The organism is Rhizobium sp. 18055 (assembly GCF_902706285.1).
Classification (GTDB): Bacteria; Pseudomonadota; Alphaproteobacteria; order Rhizobiales; family Rhizobiaceae; genus Rhizobium.
This window is the reverse complement of sequence record NZ_CACSKD010000014.1, coordinates 17,030-33,979: the sequence shown is the minus strand read 5'-3', so window position 1 is coordinate 33,979 and position 16,950 is coordinate 17,030. Positions and strand designations below refer to the sequence as shown.

Below are 16,950 nucleotides of genomic sequence, written 5' to 3'. Positions count from 1 at the left end.
GGTTCTATCGCTCCTTGGTGTAGGGGACGCCGCCGGCCTTCGGCGGAATGGCGACGCCGATGAAGCCGGCAAGCAGCACGCAGGTCAGCACATAGGGCAGCGCCTGGAAGATCTGTACCGGCACTTCGCCGATCAGCGGGAGCGGCTTGCCCTGCATGAAATTGCCCAGCGCATCGAGGAAGCCGAACAGCAGGCAGGCAAACATCACAGGCACCGGCTTCCACTTGGCAAACACCAATGCTGCCAGCGCAATATAGCCCTTGCCGGCCGACATGTCCTTGATGAAGGCCGCAGACTGCGCAATCGCCAGATAGGTACCGGCAAAGCCGCAGAGAATGCCGGCGCAGATGACCGCACGGTAGCGCAGCCAGCTGACGGAAATACCCGCCGTATCGACCGCACCCGGATTTTCACCGACGGCACGCATGCGCAGGCCGAAGCGCGTCCGGTAGAGGATCCACCAGGAGAGCGGCACGGCCAGGAAGGCGAGGTAGGTGAGGATATTGTTGCCGGAGATGACGTTGGCATAGAGCGGGCCGATAACAGGCACCTCGCGCACGGCTTCGACACCGGGGAGCGTGATTGGCGTGAAGCGGGCTTCCGGCGAAAGCTGCGGCGTGCGCCCCCCCTGGCCGAACCAGGCCTGGCCGAGCACGATGGTGATGCCGGCAACGAAGAAGTTGATCGCCACGCCCGAGATGATCTGATTGCCGCGATTGGTGATCGAGGCAAAGCCATGCACGAAGCTCAACGCCACCGAGCAGACGATGCCGGCGCCGAGCCCAAGCCACGGCGAACCGGTGAGATAGGCGATGCAGGCCGCCGCAAAGGCCGATCCCAGCATCTTGCCCTCGAGTCCGATATCGAAGATGCCGGCACGCTCGGAGAAGAGACCTGCCAGCGCTGTGAAGATCAGCGGGATCGACAGGCGGATGGTCGAGCTCAGAACGCTGATGAAGATGTCGTAGTAATCCATCGTCCGCTCTCCTTACGCGCGCTTGAACTGTTGGTAGACGCGCACCAGCGCCGGACGGAACATGTATTCGAGCGCTCCGGCAAACAGGATGACGAGACCCTGGATGACGAGGATCATCTCGCGGGTGATGTTCGGCATCTCGAACGAGATCCAGTCACCGCCCTGATAGAGAATGCCGAACAGGATGGCCGACAGCACGATCCCGACCGGATGATTGCGGCCCATCAGCGACACCGCGATGCCGACAAAGCCGGCGCCGCCGACGAACTCCACCTGCAGGCGGGCCGACGAGCCCATCACCGGGTTGAGCGCCATCATGCCGGCCAGCGCGCCCGACAGCAGCATGGCGATCATCACCGTGCGGGCATAGGGAATGCCGGCATAGGCAGCCGCACTCGGGCTGACGCCGAGCGTACGCATCTCGAAGCCGAGCTTGGTGCGCCAGATCAGCAGCCAGACGAAATACGACGCCACGAGAGCAATGATGAACGACACGTTGAACGGCGCAGCACCGAGCTTGGCGCCGAACATGTCCATGATCCAGCCGAGCTTCGGCAACTGCCCGCCGTCAAGGAAGGTGCGGGTTTCAGGCGCCATCTTGCCGGGCACGATCAGCACATGCACCAGGAGGTACACCATCAGCGCCGCGCCGATATAGTTGAACATGATCGTGGTGATGACGATATGGCTGCCGCGCCTGGCCTGCAGGAAGGCCGGAATAAGCGCCCAGGCGGCACCGAACAGGCCGGCACCGATGACAGCCAGCGGCATGGTCACATACCAGGGCACGTAATGATCCAGCGCCAGCGCCACCAGCGCACAGCCGAGACCACCGAGATAGGCCTGTCCCTCGGAGCCGATGTTGAACAGGCCGGCATGGATGGCGACCGCCACCGAAAGGCCGGTGAAGATGAAGCTGGTGGCATAATACAGCGTGAAGCCGATGCCTTCGCCACTGCCGAGCGATCCCTCGATCAGCAGCGACAGGGCGGCCAGCGGGCTTTCGCCGATCAGCCAGACGACGAAGCCGGAGATCAGGAAGGCGACCAAGAGGTTCAGGATCGGGATGAGGCCGTAGTTGATCCAGTTGGGTAGCGGAACGGATGCAGTGCTCATTAAGGCCTCACGCGGCAATGCCGGCCATCATCAGGCCGAGGGTCTGTTCACCGGCATCGGGCGTCTTCTCGCCGACCACATGGCCGGCAAACATGACAAGGATACGGTCTGAAAGGGCGCGGATTTCGTCGAGCTCGACGGAGACGAGCAGGATCGCCTTGCCCGCGTCGCGCATCTCGATGATCCGGCGATGGATGAATTCGATGGCGCCGATATCGACGCCACGGGTCGGCTGGCCGATGATCAGCGCCGTCGGGTCGCGTTCGATCTCGCGGGCAACGACGATCTTCTGCTGGTTGCCGCCGGAGAAATTGGCGGTCTTCAGCCGCGGGTTCGGCGGCCGGATGTCGTATTTCTCGATCTTCTCCATGGCATCCTTGCGGATCGCCTCGAGATCGAGAAACGGGCCTTTGCTATAGGCCGGATTGCGGTGATAGCCGAGCATCGAGTTCTCGTATTCCTCGAACTTCAGCACCAGCCCCATATGGTGGCGGTCTTCGGGGATATGGGCGAGGCCCAGTTCGCGCAGTCGCGCCGGGCTCGCCTTGTCGATCGTCTGGCCGTCGAGCAGGATCTCGCCGGAATGCGGCTTGCGGATGCCGGCAATAGCTTCCAGCAACTCCGACTGGCCGTTACCGGCAACGCCCGCCACGCCGACGATCTCGCCGGCATGAACGTCGAAGGAAACATTATCGACCATCACCACGCCGCGATTGTCCTTGACCGTCAGGTTGCGCACCGAAAGCACGACCTTGCCGGGATTGGCTTCGCCCTTCTGGACGCGCAGCAGCACGCGGCGGCCGACCATCAGCTCGGCCAGTTCCTCGACCGTCGTTTCCGCGGTCTTGCGCGTCGCCACCATCTCGCCGCGGCGCATCACCGACACCGTATCTGTGATCGCCATGATCTCGCGCAGCTTGTGGGTGATCAGAATGATCGTCTTTCCCTGGTCGCGCAGCACCTTGAGGATGCGGAACAGGTGATCGGCCTCAGCCGGTGTGAGAACACCGGTCGGCTCGTCGAGGATCAGGATCTCGGCGCCGCGATACATCGCTTTCAGGATTTCGACGCGCTGCTGCAGTCCGACCGGGAGCTGCTCGATCAGCGCATCCGGGTTGACCTCGAGGCCGTATTCCTTTTCCAGTCGCTTCAGTTCGGCGCGTGCCGAGGCCACGCCTCTGGCAAGCAGCGCTCCGCCCTCGGCGCCGAGCATGATGTTCTCGAGCACCGTGAAATTATCGACCAGCATGAAGTGCTGGTGCACCATGCCGATGCCGGTGGCGATCGCCGCCTGGCTGTCCTTGATGGTCACGGCCTGGCCGTTGACCCGGATCTCGCCCTGGTCGGCATGATAGAAACCGTAGATGATCGACATCAACGTCGATTTGCCGGCGCCGTTCTCCCCGATGATACCGTGGATCGTGCCCTTGGCGACGCTGAGGTTGATGTCTTTGTTGGCGTGGACGGCACCGAATTTCTTGTCGATGCCCACAAGTTCGATAGCGGGCGTGTCTGTCACTGCAGGCTCCAGATATGGAAAGGGCGTATGACGAACTCAATTCGCCATACGCCCAATCTCAGGCGCGGATCACTTCGGGCAAGCGTTGTCCGATGTGTAATCGTGAACCTTGACGGTGCCTGCGATAATGTCGGCCTTGGCCTTTTCGACGGCTGCCAGCATTTCAGGCGTGATCAGCGCCTTGTTGTGCTCGTCGATGGCAGCCGAAACGCCGTCTTCCTTGATGCCGAGCGTCTGCACGCCGCCGGTGAACTTGTCAGCCTTGACGTCGGTGTAGGCGTTGTAGACCGCAAGATCGACGCGCTTGACCATCGAGGTCAGGACCGAGCCCGGATGCAGGTAGTTCTGGTTAGAATCGACGCCGATCGAGAACTTCTTGTTGTCGGCTGCGGTCTGCAGCACGCCGAGACCGGTCGCACCGGCTGCCGCGTAGATCACGTCGGCGCCCTGGTCGATCTGGTTCTTGGTGAGCTCGCCACCGCGAACCGGGTCGTTCCAGGCTGCACCCGTGGTGCCGGTCATGTTCTGGAACACTTCGGCGTCAGCCTTGACGGAGCGAGCGCCCTGCTCGTAGCCGCATTCGAACTTGCGGATCAGCGGAATGTCCATGCCGCCGACGAAGCCGACCTTGCCGGTCTTCGATGCCATGCCGGCGAGAACGCCGACGAGGTAGGAGCCTTCTTCTTCCTTGTAGATCACCGAACGGACGTTCGGCTTGTCGACCACGGCGTCAACGATGATGAACTTGGTATCCGGGAATTCGGCGGCGACTTTCTCGATCGCCGAGGTCCAGGCGAAGGACACGGCAACAACCGGGTTGAAGCCGCGGCTGGCGAAGTTGCGGATAGCCTGCTCGCCCTGGGTGTCGCCCGTCGGTTCGAAGTCACGGTAAGCGATACCGGTTTCCTTCTTGAACATCTCGGCGCCGTTATAGGCGGCTTCGTTGAATGATTTGTCGAACTTTCCGCCAGTGCCGTAGACCAGCGCCGGCTTGACATCGGCAGCAAGTGCGGTCGTCGCCATCGCGGCCACGGCAAAAAGGGTCAGAAGGGATTTTTTCATTGTGCAGCCCTGTTGTTGCTATTCGTTAGGGGTCCTCCCGCAAGCCTGTTTTCAGGCATGTCTGCGGAACCGCCGACCTCCCCCCGGAGGCCTGGCTTGGCGCATCCTTGCATGGCTCAAAAGAAAACTCACGAGAAATTTTTCAGGTGGTAAAAATTTGCCGAAACTGCCAAAAAACCGGCCAGACATGCCGTTTTTTGCGCAAAATCACCGCTGTATTGCGTTTTTTCTAGCCATTTCGCTGTGTATTCGCCCCCCGGAAATGCTCTAGGCAGCGAACCGGCCGGCCATCGGCTGTTTCTTGTAGCCGGCCATCCAGAACAGCAGCGACAGCACCAGAAACACAGCAAAGGCCGGCTGCATCATCAGCCATTGGAAGGCGATCGTGTAGAAGCGCGGATGGATATAGTAGGCAATGGTCGATTGCAGTGCCTCGAAAGACGAGGCGCTCATGTCCTGCCAGGCGTCTCCCATCGGGGTGATGACCACGGACGAGGCCGCCACCGACTGGATGGAATCCACCGTCCCGGCAATCACCGCCACAGCCAGCGCCACAAGGCTCGTCAAACGCAAAAGGAAACGCATTACTCTCTCCGCCACCGATCCGCCGGACATTGCCCGGCCAGCCGCGCCCATTCTCCACCTGAAACAACAATAGTTCGCTGTCGATGGAACCGCAATGGAGGGCTTTCCGGCACTTTTGCTGTAAGAAGTCAAAAAACTGTTAGATTTAGGTTGATCGCAAAAAATTCATCGGTATATATCGCGCCGTTCCAACGATTTGCATCTGACGATGATGCAGACCGATAGCAAGGACAGGTGGCCGAGTGGTTTAAGGCGCACGCCTGGAACGCGTGTGTGCGTGAAAGCGTACCGTGGGTTCGAATCCCACCTTGTCCGCCATCGCTATGAATATTTTCTGTCTCCACTTACCTCTGTCAGAGCACATGTTGCTTGTGCATGTGGTGTTCGCTTGCGCTTCGTGAGGCGATCGGTGTGGCCGGCTGTTGCCTTCCAGTCGAAGCGCAAATGGCCGACCTGGACGTCTTCAGTCTCGATGACGGCGTCAAGGACAAGGCGATCCTCGTCGTCAGGTGATATGCGCTTGTGGGTGCCGGGGTCCGGCGCCCGCTCGGTCCATCACCGGTGTCCGGCGGGCCGGCGCATGCATTCCGGCTTGCACAGCCGGAAATATCCTGTAAACGCAGCGGCGGAACGCGACTGCCGTTAACTTTAGAACGGGGTCGGGCGGCAGATTGACGTCACGCTGCTGTCACGAGATCACGTGACCGTTCTTTTGTCTGACTGAAGCCGATCCGGCGTGTCAGACCAGGACCGCCTGATCGACCAGATCCTCGGTGCCGAAGAATTTCAGATAGCGCTCGACCTCGGCCGGCTCGCCGGTCGCCTTCTGCGGGTTGTCGGAGAGCTTCACCGCCGGGCGTCCATTGGCGTCGCTGACCTTGCAGACGATCGAGATCGGGTTCAGGCCGGAGATTTCGGTCGGCGCGCAGCCGGCGAAGTCGTTGGTGAGGTTGGTGCCCCAGCCGAAGCTCATCCGCACCCGTCCCTCGAAATGCTTGTAGGTGTGGATGATCGCATCGACATCCATGCCGTCGGAGAAGATCAGCATCTTCTGGCGCGGGTCGCGCCCCATCTTCTTCCACCATTCGATGATCTTCTCGCCGCCTTCGATCGGCGGTGCGCTGTCCGGCCGGAAGCCGGTCCAGTCCGCCACCCATTCCGGCGCGTCGCGCAGGAAGGCGGCGGTGCCGAAGGCGTCGGGCAGCACGATCAGGAGGTTGCCGCCATAGAGCTTGTTCCAGTCGCGCAGCACCTTGTAGGGCGCGTTGTGCAGTTCCTGGTCGGTCTGGGCGAGTGCGGCTGCCACCATCGGCAGCTCATGCGCATTGGTGCCGACGGCTTCCAGGTCGTTGTCCATCGCCAGCAGCACGTTGCTGGTGCCGGTAAAGCCGGCGCCGATGCCTTCCTTCAGCGCCTCCACGCACCAGCGCTGCCATAGGAAGCTGTGGCGGCGGCGGGTGCCGAAGTCGGAAATGCGCAGGCCCGGCAGTTCGCGCAGCCGCTCGACCTTTTCCCACATCCGTGCCTTGGCGCGCGCATAGAGCACATCGAGCGTGAACGGTCCAAGCGCACGAAGGGCAGAGCGCGAGCGCAGCTCGTTGATGATGGCAAGGGCCGGGATTTCCCACATCGTGGTCTCTTTCCACGAGCCGTGGAAGTCGAGAACATATTGCCCGTTGCGCTTCGACAGCTCGTATTCGGGCAGCTGGAAATGCGACAGCCAGGCGAGGAACTCGGGCTCGAAGATCTGCGCACGACCGTAGAAACTGTTGCCGGCCAGCCAGATCATCTCCTTCTTGGAGAGTTTCAGCGTGCGCGCATGGTCGAGCTGCTCGCGCAGTTCGCCCTCGTCGATCTCTTCGGCAAGCAGAACCCGCTTGGTGCGGTTGATCACGGTGAATGTGGCGTTGACGTCGGGATAGAGCTTCCAGATCATCTGCAGCATCAGGAGCTTGTAGAAGTCCGTATCGATCAGGCTGCGGACAATCGGGTCGAGCTTCCAAGCGTGGTTGTATACCCGCCGTGCAATATCAGTCTTGGCCATCCGCTCCACCCTATCCAATCCGGTCGGATGCGCCTGAATGCGGCGCAAGACAGCCGGCCTGTGCGCCTTCTTATCGAAAACTCAGCCGATAATGTCCAGAACAAATAACAACCCGCAATGTCGCCGAAACCGAAGCCGAGGTGACGAACTTTCAAGGCTTTACGGCACGGGCGCTGGTTGGTCGGGACCGTCGGTCCTGGCGCCTGGTTGAACGATATCTCCGTTTTGCCGCGCAACTGGCTTTGCCTGGTCAGGCTGGTCGTGCCGCGGCATCTGGTAACGGCTCCAGATTTCGGCGGGAATCCACACGGCGAACGCCACCAGCAGGGCGGCGACCAATACACGCAGGATACGCACGCCTGTCGGCGACCGCTTGCGGCCGCTCGCGCGGATCCGCTGCTCTGCCTGCTGTTCGCGTGCCTGCTGGTCCGGTTCGCCCGGGCGACGATCCCGACGCGTCTCGATTTGGTCTGCCATCCTTGCCCTTTCCGGCACCTGCAAAGCCGGATTCCGCCAGCCTGATAAGATCGAAAAAACAAACGAGTTTCGGGCGCGAAGGTTCCCGGAAGGGCTCTAGTAGCCGGCGGCGAGATCGATGGTGAACTGCAACGGCTCGCCGCGCTCGAAACGGGCGATCTGCGTTTCGACATGGCGGAACAGCGCATTCTCTTCAGACGCCGCCGAATCGTGCGGCGTGATGAACACGTTCTCCAGATCCCAGAGCGGGCTATCGGCGGGCAACGGCTCGACCTCGAACACGTCGAGCGATGCGCCGCCAAGCACGCCCGAGCTCAGTGCCCGGACGATATCGGCCTCCACCTGGCTCTTGCCGCGGCCGCAATTGATGAACACCGGCTTGCCGAGCGCGCCCCCTTGGCGAAGCTTGGCGAACAGCCCCGCATTGTAGAGGCCTGTCGTCTCCGGCGTCAGCGGCAGCAACCCGACCAGAATATCGGTTTTCTGAAGAAACGCGTCGAGATCGGCACCGCCGAAGGTCTCGATACCGTCAATCTCCTTGCGCGTGCGCGACCAGCCGATGACGTTGAAGCCCATCATCCGAAGCTTGGCGGCGACCCCCTGGCCCAGCACGCCGAGCCCCATGATGCCGACAGTCACCTCGGCGGCCTCAGGCGCCGTCAGATCGGCCCACAGGTGCTTGCGCTGGTGTTGATCGTGCGCGCTATGGCCGCGCAGGTGCATCAGGCACTGCATCACCACCCATTCGTTCATCCTCACCGTCAGGCTGCGATCGACGAAGCGTACGACGGGTACGTCAGGGCGGCCGGGCAGATGCATGAAGCTGTCGACACCGGCACCGCCCGAAAATACCACCTTCAGGTTTCCGGCGCGCCGAAAGATGTCGGCGTCCGGCTTCCAGACGAGCGCATAGTCGAGATCATGGAAATCGCGGCCGTCATTGGCGGCATCGGCAAGGTTGATGCTGCCGCGATCGACAAACGCCGTCTTCAGGATGCGGGTGACGGTTTCGGGGTTGAATTTGAGATCGACGAGAATGGGAGCTGGCATGATCTTCTTTTAGTGTTGAACGGCTGGCGTCGGCACAGCCTCGATGTTGAATGCGGCGGCCATCAGCGCTTTGGTGTAATCATCCTTCGGCGCCTGGAAAATCTCGGCAGACGGGCCCTGTTCCACCACCTTGCCGAAGCGCATGACGATCACCTCGTTGGCCAGCGCCTTGACGACCTTCAAGTCGTGGCTGATGAACAGATAGGCGAGATCGTGCTTCTGCTGCAGGTCGCGCAAGAGATCGACGACCTGCGCCTGCACGCTCATGTCGAGCGCCGATGTCGGCTCGTCGAGCATGACGAAGCGCGGCTTCAGCACCATGGCGCGGGCAATGGCGATGCGCTGCCGCTGGCCGCCGGAAAATTCGTGCGGATAGCGCCAGCGGGTCAGGGGATCGAGCCCGACCTCCTCCAGCGCCCAGCACACCCGCCGGTCGCGCTCCTCGTAGGAGAGCGCCCGCTCGTGCACCTTCAGCCCCTCGGCAATGATATCGCCCACCGACATGCGCGGGCTGAGCGAGCCGTAAGGGTCCTGGAACACCACCTGCAACTGGTTGCGCAACGGCCGCATCTCGGTGAATGAATAGTCGGCTATGTCCTTGCCGACGAAGCTGATCTTCCCCTGCGACGAGATCAGCCGCGTCAGCGCCAGCCCCAGCGTCGTCTTGCCGGACCCGGATTCGCCGACGACGCCGAGCGTCTGCCCGGCCCGAAGCTTAAGATCGATGCCATCGACCGCCTTCACATGATCGACCACCTTGCGCATCAGCCCGGCCTTGATCGGGAACCAGACGCGAATATCAGATCCCTGCATGACGATCGGCTTGGAGGCATCGGCCATCGGCGGCTCGCCGCGCGGCTCGGAGGCCAGCAGGTGGCGGGTGTATTCATGCTGCGGATTGCTGAACACGTCCTCGACGGTGCCGGTCTCGACGATCTTGCCCTTGGTCATCACGCAAACCCGGTCGGCGAACTTGCGCACGATGCCGAGATCATGGGTGATGAACAGCATCGACATGCCGTGCTGGCCCTTCAGCTGCCGCAGCAGCTCGAGGATCTGCGCCTGCACCGTCACGTCGAGCGCCGTCGTCGGCTCGTCGGCGATCAACAGTTCCGGCCGGTTGGCCAGCGCCATGGCGATCATCACCCGCTGCCGCTGGCCGCCCGACAACTCATGCGGATAGGCCTTCAGCCGCTTCTCCGGCTCGCGGATGCCGACCTGGTTGAGCAGTTCCAGCACCCGCTTGCGGGCTGCCTGTCCGGTCACGCCCTGGTGCAACTCCAGAATCTCGGCAATCTGCTTTTCGATATTATGCAGCGGATTGAGCGAGGTCATCGGCTCCTGGAAGATCATCGTGATGTCGTTGCCGCGCACCGCGCGCAGCGCCTTGTCGGATGCCTTCAGAAGATCGTTACCCTTGAACAGGATCTCGCCCGAGGGATGGCTGGCGGCAGGGTAGGGCAGCAGCCGCATGATGGAGTTTGCCGAGACCGATTTTCCCGACCCGGATTCACCGACCAGCGCCACCACCTCGCCCTTGTTGACGTCGAAAGAAATCCGATCGACCGCCACCGACGTCTGTCCTCCCTGATGGAAGGCAACGGAGAGATCGCGGACGGAAAGCAACGGTTCGGTCATCAGGCAAGGCTCGCGAGAAGGGAGGAGAGGGTGGGTTCGTCGGGGCGAAGCACGGTGAGGGGAGCGATATTCAGTTTGCCCGATATAGGATGGTGCAAGTCGGAAATATCCTTCAACCCCATGTCGGCGCTGAGGAAATGATCACATCGGAGCTGCAATGCGCTCGCGAGATGGATTGCATCCGGCAACTTCACGCCCGGCCGGGTGGCGCGCAGCAAGGCTGCCATATCGAGGACGGGATCGCTGATCGGCAAGATCTCCATCCATCGACCGGAAGGGGACGCCCAATCCTCGTAGGTTTGAAGGAGTGGCAGGTTCCTGTCCTGCAGTGGCTTCACCTTCAGCTCGCTGAAGGTCATGGCGCTTGTCGAAAACGTCAATTTTCCCTGCGCGGCACCCAGGATCTGCCAAAGCAAATCATGGGCGGCATTGCTCTGTTCCCGCAGCATGATGAAGACATTCGTATCCCAATATATCGCTCGGGATTCGATCATTTATCGTCCCATTCGTCACGGAGTTCACGAATGCGCGCCACCGCTTCTTCGGTGGTCACGTTGCCGGAAAAGCTGCCGGGATTTTGGCTGCGTTTCGAAAGCAACGCTTCCAGGTTCCTGATTGCATTGCCCTTCGCGGGTTCATCGACTTCGATGACCACGCGCACTTTCGCATTCTCTCCGAGCCCCTCCCTGAGGTCCGCAGGAAGCTTCGACACTGGATAATGCTCAAACACGATCTTGTTCATCGGCTCAGGCCCCAAAGGTTGCGCTGGATGCAACTCTACCCGCAAACCCCGGATATGACGAGACCGCGCGCCTCATCCGAAGGTCTTCCGGGGATCGAAGGCATCGCGCACCGCTTCGCCGATGAAGATCAGCAGCGACAGCATGATCGACATGGTGAAGAACGCCGTCAGCCCCAGCCACGGTGCCTGCAAATTGGCCTTGCCCTGGGCGATCATCTCGCCGAGCGACGGCGAGCCGGGCGGCATGCCGAAGCCGAGGAAGTCGAGCGAGGTGAGCGTGGTGATCGAGCCCGACAGGATGAACGGCAGGAAGGTCAGCGTCGCGACCATGGCGTTCGGCAACAGGTGCCGCCACATGATCGTCCGGTTGCCGACGCCCAGCGCGCGGGCCGCTCTCACATATTCGAAATTGCGCGCTCGCAGAAACTCGGCCCGCACGATGCCGACGAAGCCGACCCAGGAGAACAGCAGCATGATCCCGAGCAGCACGAAGAAACCGGGCGGCAGGATCGCGGCGATGATCAGCAGGATGTAAAGAACCGGCATCGACGACCAGATCTCGATGAAGCGCTGCAACAACAGATCCGTCCAGCCGCCGAAATAACCCTGTATCGCGCCGGTCGTGACGCCGACGACGGCCGAGCAGATCGTCAACACCAGCCCGAACAGCACAGAGATCCGGAATCCGTAGATTACCCGGGCGAGCACGTCGCGCGCCTGATCGTCGGTGCCGAGCCAGTTGAGGTTGCTCAGCGTGCAGCCGGGATCGTTCACCCCTTCAGGATAGCCTGAGCAGCGCTCCTCCTTGCTCATCATCCAGAACGGGGCCGTAGGCGCCGAATGCGGGATGTTGGAGTTCACCGAACGGTAGGAATAGCGGATCGGCGGCCAGATCATCCAGCCATTGGCGTTGATCTCGTCGGATATCACGTCGGAGCGGTAATCGGTCTCTGCCAGGAACCCGCCGAACTTCTCCTCGGGATAGTTGACCAGAACAGGAAACAGGATCTCGCCCTTGTACGATGCGATGATCGGCCGGTCGTTGGCGAGGAACTCGGCGCCGAGGCAGAGCACGAACAGCACGGTAAATAGCCAGAGCGACCAGTAGCCGCGCCGGTTCGCCTTGAAATTCTTCCAGCGGCGGACGTTGGTCGGCGACAGCAGGCCCTTGCGCGGCGGCTTCACCGGCGTTGCGGTCACGGGATTTGCGGCAGTGTCCATCACACGTCCCTCCGCTCGAAGTCGATGCGCGGATCGATCCATGTGTAGATCAGGTCGGAGATCAGGCTGACGAACAGGCCGAGCAGCGAGAAGATGTAGAGCGTCGCGAACACGATCGGATAATCGCGGTTGACCACCGAGAGATAGCCGAGCCGCCCCAGCCCATCGAGCGAGAAGATGTTCTCGATCAACAGCGAGCCGGTGAAGAAGGCCGAGATGAAGGCGCCGGGAAAGCCGGCGATGATGATCAGCATGGCGTTGCGGAACACATGCCCGTAAAGCACCTGCCGCTCGTTCAGCCCCTTCGCCCGCGCCGTCACCACATACTGCTTCTTGATCTCCTCGATGAACGAGTTCTTGGTCAGAAGCGTCGTCGTCGCGAAGGCCGCGAGAGACAGCGAGATCAGCGGCAGAGCCAGATGCCAGAAATAGTCGAGCGGCTTCTGCCACCAGGCCAGCTGGTCGAAATTGTCGGACACCAGCCCGCGCAGCGGAAACCAGTCATAGAACGATCCGCCGGCAAACAGCACGATCAGCAGGATGCCGAACAGGAAGCTTGGCACGGCATAGCCGATGATGATCACGCCGGACGTCCAGACGTCGAAGGTCGAGCCGTCCTTGACCGCCTTGCGGATGCCGAGCGGGATCGAGATGCCGTAGGAAAAGATCATGATCCAGATGCCGAGCGAGGCCGACACCGGCAGCTTGTCCTTGATCAGGTCGAGCACCGAGGTATTGCGGAAGAAGCTCTCGCCGAAATCGAAGCGGATATAGTTCCACATCATCTCGCCGAAGCGCGTCAGCGGCGGCTTGTCGAAGCCGAACTGCTTTTCCAGCTTCTTGATCAGCTCCGGATCGAGCCCCTGGGCGCCACGATATTTCGAGCCGCCCTCATCGAGCCCGCCGCCACCCATCAGATCGCCGCCGCCACCGGAAAGCCGGGCGTCTGCCCCTTGCGCATCGCCGGTCAGCTGGGCGATCACCTGCTCGACAGGGCCGCCTGGGGCAAACTGGATGACGGTAAACGAGATCGCCATGATCCCGACAATCGTCGGGATCATCAAAAGCAGGCGGCGAAGAATATAGGCTCCCATCAGCGAGCGGCCTCCGGGGAGTTGATAAAGTGACCGTCCAGTCTATCGCCGCTCAATCCGCCAAGCCTTTCAAATCGTAAAGCCTTCCTTTGCCGGTCCCTCCCGGCTCTGAGATGTCGTTCCGAAGTGATTCGGTCGAGCCATTTGGAGCCCAGCCGTCAGGCCAATGCAAGCCCGCTCATTTCGCGTTCGCCGACCACCAGACATCCGGGAAACCGGTTGAATAGGTCGGGTATTCGGCCGGCCCCGTGATGCTGTCCCAGTGGGCGATCGATTGGGTGCCGCGATAAAACAGCGGCACGACATAATGCCCGGCCATCAGCACCCGGTCGAGCGCCTTGATTGCCGCCACCTGTTCGTCGCGATTGGGCGCGAAGATCACCATCCGGACCAGGGCATCGACGGCAGGATCGTGCACGCCGGCATAATTGTGCGAGCCCTGCTGGTCGACGGACGCAGAACCCCAGTAGTCGGCCTGTTCGTTGCCGGGGTTCATGGTCTGCGCCCAGACGTTCCAGATCATGTCGTAGTCGAAGCTGCGCACCCGGTTGGTATATTGCGAGGCATCCACCGTCCGCACCCGCGCATCGATGCCGATCTTCCTCAGATTGTTGGTGTAGGGAACGGCCCAGCGTTCCAGTGTCGGGCTCGACAACAGGATCTCGAAGCTCAGCGGCTGCCCGGTCTTGGTATTGACCATGCGGTTGCCCTTGATCGCATAGCCGGCTTCCTTCAAAAGCCCGACCGCCTTGCGCAGGTTGTCGCGGCTCTTCTGCGGATCGCCGCCGACGGGATTGCTATAGGCGGTGGTGAAGACATCGGGCGAAAGCTTGTCCTTCAGGCCGTTGAGGATCTCCAGTTCGCGACCCTGCGGCAGGCCGGAGGAGGCAAGCTCAGTGTTCCAGAAGAAGCTGTCGATCCGCTTGTAGGTGTTGAAGGCGACGGTGCGGTTCAGTTCCTCGAAGTCGAAGCCGTAGTTCAGCGCCTCGCGCACCTTCTCGTCCTTGAAGATGTCGCGGCGCGTGTTCGGCACCAGCGCCTGCATGATGCCGGTGGCGCGCAGCGCGTTGGCCACGTCTTCCTTCTTGACGCGCCCGTCCTTGACGGCGGGAAAATCATATCCGGTCGCCCAGCGGGCCGCCAGCGTCTCCTGCCAGTAGTCGCTGTTGCCGGCCCGGAAAGCCTCGAACTCGACGTCGCGATCGCCGTAATACGTATAGGTGATCGAACCGAAATTGTTCTGGCCGACATTGACGTTGAGATCCTTGCCCCAGTAGTCGTCGCGCAACTCGTAGCGGATCGTGGCGCCGGGCGAAAAGGCGGCGATCTTGTAGGGGCCGGATCCCATCACCGGCTCCAGCGTCGTCTTGGTGATGTCACGCGGCTTGCCGTCGGGCCCGGTGCCCTCCCACCAGTGCTTCGGCACCACGGTCAGCTGCCCGAGGATGTTCGGCAGCTCCTTGTTGTTCTTCTCGTCGAAGGTGAAGGTCACGTCGCGCTCGCCGGTCTTTTCGGCTTTCACCACATGCTTGTAGTAGTTGAAGGTGAGCGGATTGAGCTCCTTGGTCTTGTCGAAGCTGAAGATCACGTCTTCGGGCGTTACCGGCTTTCCATCCTGCCATTTCGCCTCGGCGCGCAGCCGGAAGGTCGCGCTCGACACGTCGTCGGGATAGGAAATGCCTTCGGCAAGCAGGCCGTAGGAGGCGAGCAGCTCGTCGTCGGCCGATTTCATCAGCGTTTCGAAAGGCAGCGTCAGCCCGATCGCCGTCTCGCCCTTGGCAAGAACCGGGTTGAACGTGTCATAGGTGCCGCTCGCCGAAAGCCTGAGGCCGCCGCCCTTCGGCGCATCCGGATTGACATAGTCGAAATGCTTGAAACCCGGCTTGTATTTCAGCTCGCCGATGACGGAGGTGCCGATGCGGAAATTCTGCTCCTGGGCTGCGGCCTGCAAGGGCAGGGCGACCGCACCGAAAAGAGAAAACACCATACCGAGTTTCGACCACGCACGCGCCATTCGCCAGCCCCAATTGTTTCACTTGCGCCGAGGATAAGCCAAAAGCGGGCGAAAAACAGGTGACGCCAAGGTTTTTATCCGGCGCGCGCAATCGTGTCCTCAGCGCGGATGCCCGGTCGTCCCCGACGCCGCCACTCAGGGCGCCGCTTCCTCCAACCTCTTTCGCAGCATGCCGCGCAGTTCCGTCACCATGCGCGGGTCGCCGCCGATATCGGGATCATAGGCCGCCGTCACGATGATCCGCAGCAATTCGAGCACCAGCGCTGCCAGAAGGTCGATGTCGTTGTCGATCGACGGCACGGCCTTTTGCAAGAGTGCTGCGATATTGCCCCGCAATTCCGCCCGCGATGTGGCCTTGCGCTCCTTGGGAATGTCGCGCCGAGCCGCCAGCACCGGAAATTCGCGGTGCTCTTCGAGAAAATCACCGAGCCGCGTGAAGATCGCATCGCCGATCTCGGACGCGCGCATGCCGCCCACGCTGGACTGCAGCTCGACAAGCGCTGCGTTCAGCTGCCGCAGCCGCTCGACATGCAGCGCCTCGGCCAGAAGCACCTTGGTCGGAAAGAACTGATATAGCGAGCCGATCGAGGACGTCGCCTCCGCGGCGATCTCCGTCATCGTCGCGGCCTCATAGCCCTTTTCAAGGAACACCTTTGCCGCAGCCTCCGTCAGAATGGCAACGCGCTCGTGGCCACGCTTCTGCTTCGGCGAGCGATTGGTCGGATCGGCACTTGATTTTTGTGAGGACATCCTCATAATTCCAATTGCGAGGATATCCTCATGTTTGTTTCGGAGCTTCCCATGTCCCTCAACCATCCCCAGACGTCACTCTTCGATCCGAAGACCACTGCCCTGATCTCCATCGATCTGCAGGGCTTTATCATCTCCATGCCCGTTGCGCCTCATCCCGCGCAGCAGGTGGTCGAAAATACCGCCGCTATCGCCAGGTCGCTAAAGGCCGCGGGTGGCACCACCATCTTCGTCACGGTCGGATTTTCAGATGACTATGCCGATGCTGTCAACCAGCCGACCGATCAGCCGACCGCCTTCCCACAGGGCGGACTGCCGGCAGAAGCCCTGCGCGAACCGCCCGAGATCGCCGCTCTCACCCCTGATGTCCGCATCACCAAGCATCAATGGAGCGCCTTTTACGGCACCGAGATGGATCTGCAATTGCGCCGCCGCGGCATCAGGACGGTCATCCTCGCCGGCATCGCCACCAATCTCGGCGTCGAAGCCACCATCCGCGACGCCTACGCCCATAATTACGCGGTCATCGCCGTCGAGGATGCGATGACGACATTTTCAGCCGAGATGCAGGCCTTTGCCTGCGAGCGCATCTTCCCGCGTCTCGCCCGCATCCGTAAAACCGCCGACATTCTCGCCAACGCCTGAGCCCACTCTGCTGTCCG

The 16,950-nt window shown here is 61.5% G+C and carries 16 protein-coding genes and 1 tRNA gene; 2 read left to right on the top strand and 15 right to left on the bottom strand.

The genetic code is table 11. The annotated features are described in order from the left end of the window. Positions 1 to 4: 4 nt before the first annotated feature. The 5 genes from GVL52_RS21190 to GVL52_RS21170 form a co-directional block, all read right to left on the bottom strand. Positions 5 to 976: an ABC transporter permease gene (locus tag GVL52_RS21190; protein ID WP_160010806.1), complete on the bottom strand. Its 972-nt coding sequence runs from the start codon at positions 974 to 976 to the stop codon at positions 5 to 7. A gap of 12 nt (positions 977 to 988) precedes the next feature. After that, entirely contained in the window at positions 989 to 2,092 is a 1,104-nt protein-coding gene (locus GVL52_RS21185; protein WP_160010804.1) for an ABC transporter permease, read from the bottom strand. Between the two features lie 7 nt (positions 2,093 to 2,099). Then, positions 2,100 to 3,611: an ABC transporter ATP-binding protein gene (locus GVL52_RS21180; RefSeq protein WP_160010802.1), complete on the bottom strand. Its 1,512-nt coding sequence runs from the start codon at positions 3,609 to 3,611 to the stop codon at positions 2,100 to 2,102. A gap of 69 nt (positions 3,612 to 3,680) precedes the next feature. After that, positions 3,681 to 4,673 carry a BMP family protein gene (locus tag GVL52_RS21175; RefSeq protein ID WP_160010800.1) on the bottom strand — a complete coding sequence of 331 codons (993 nt, stop codon included), beginning with the start codon at positions 4,671 to 4,673 and terminating at the stop codon, positions 3,681 to 3,683. 267 nt (positions 4,674 to 4,940) lie between these two features. Next, positions 4,941 to 5,258 carry a hypothetical protein gene (locus GVL52_RS21170; protein ID WP_160010798.1) on the bottom strand — a complete coding sequence of 106 codons (318 nt, stop codon included), beginning with the start codon at positions 5,256 to 5,258 and terminating at the stop codon, positions 4,941 to 4,943. A gap of 228 nt (positions 5,259 to 5,486) precedes the next feature. Between GVL52_RS21170 and GVL52_RS21165 the strand changes: the two genes are divergently transcribed. Beyond that, a tRNA-Ser gene (locus GVL52_RS21165) sits at positions 5,487 to 5,576 on the top strand. A gap of 421 nt (positions 5,577 to 5,997) precedes the next feature. On the opposite strand, the gene pncB is transcribed toward GVL52_RS21165, so the two are convergent. The 10 genes from pncB to GVL52_RS21115 all read right to left on the bottom strand — a co-directional run bounded on the left by pncB (position 5,998) and on the right by GVL52_RS21115 (position 16,288). After that, entirely contained in the window at positions 5,998 to 7,302 is a 1,305-nt protein-coding gene (gene pncB / locus GVL52_RS21160) for a nicotinate phosphoribosyltransferase (protein ID WP_160010796.1), read from the bottom strand. 159 nt (positions 7,303 to 7,461) lie between these two features. Continuing rightward, entirely contained in the window at positions 7,462 to 7,779 is a 318-nt protein-coding gene (locus tag GVL52_RS21155; RefSeq protein ID WP_160010794.1) for a hypothetical protein, read from the bottom strand. Between the two features lie 96 nt (positions 7,780 to 7,875). Continuing rightward, positions 7,876 to 8,829: a glyoxylate/hydroxypyruvate reductase A gene (locus tag GVL52_RS21150; protein WP_160010792.1), complete on the bottom strand. Its 954-nt coding sequence runs from the start codon at positions 8,827 to 8,829 to the stop codon at positions 7,876 to 7,878. A 9-nt stretch (positions 8,830 to 8,838) separates the two neighbouring features. Then, positions 8,839 to 10,467, bottom strand: a complete 1,629-nt coding sequence (locus tag GVL52_RS21145) for an ABC transporter ATP-binding protein (protein WP_160010790.1) — start codon at positions 10,465 to 10,467, stop codon at positions 8,839 to 8,841. Next, positions 10,467 to 10,961, bottom strand: coding sequence for a PIN domain-containing protein (locus GVL52_RS21140; protein ID WP_160010788.1), 495 nt, complete (start codon positions 10,959 to 10,961; stop codon positions 10,467 to 10,469). The genes GVL52_RS21145 and GVL52_RS21140 overlap by 1 nt, the downstream gene beginning before the upstream one ends. Continuing rightward, entirely contained in the window at positions 10,958 to 11,209 is a 252-nt protein-coding gene (locus GVL52_RS21135; RefSeq protein WP_160010786.1) for a hypothetical protein, read from the bottom strand. The genes GVL52_RS21140 and GVL52_RS21135 overlap by 4 nt, the downstream gene beginning before the upstream one ends. Before the next feature lie 72 nt (positions 11,210 to 11,281). Then, on the bottom strand, positions 11,282 to 12,430 hold the full coding sequence (locus tag GVL52_RS21130) for an ABC transporter permease (protein WP_160010784.1): 1,149 nt from the start codon (positions 12,428 to 12,430) through the stop codon (positions 11,282 to 11,284). After that, the gene (locus GVL52_RS21125; protein ID WP_160010782.1) at positions 12,430 to 13,524 is read right to left on the bottom strand and encodes a microcin C ABC transporter permease YejB; all 1,095 of its coding nucleotides are present in this window, start codon (positions 13,522 to 13,524) and stop codon (positions 12,430 to 12,432) included. The genes GVL52_RS21130 and GVL52_RS21125 overlap by 1 nt, the downstream gene beginning before the upstream one ends. A gap of 178 nt (positions 13,525 to 13,702) precedes the next feature. Then, positions 13,703 to 15,538: an extracellular solute-binding protein gene (locus GVL52_RS21120; protein ID WP_160010780.1), complete on the bottom strand. Its 1,836-nt coding sequence runs from the start codon at positions 15,536 to 15,538 to the stop codon at positions 13,703 to 13,705. A 135-nt stretch (positions 15,539 to 15,673) separates the two neighbouring features. Continuing rightward, positions 15,674 to 16,288, bottom strand: coding sequence for a TetR/AcrR family transcriptional regulator (locus GVL52_RS21115; RefSeq protein ID WP_160010778.1), 615 nt, complete (start codon positions 16,286 to 16,288; stop codon positions 15,674 to 15,676). A 51-nt stretch (positions 16,289 to 16,339) separates the two neighbouring features. Here GVL52_RS21115 and GVL52_RS21110 point away from each other — a divergent pair, with 51 nt between their 5' ends. After that, the gene (locus GVL52_RS21110; protein WP_160010776.1) at positions 16,340 to 16,933 is read left to right on the top strand and encodes a hydrolase; all 594 of its coding nucleotides are present in this window, start codon (positions 16,340 to 16,342) and stop codon (positions 16,931 to 16,933) included. The last annotated feature ends 17 nt before the right edge of the window (positions 16,934 to 16,950 follow it).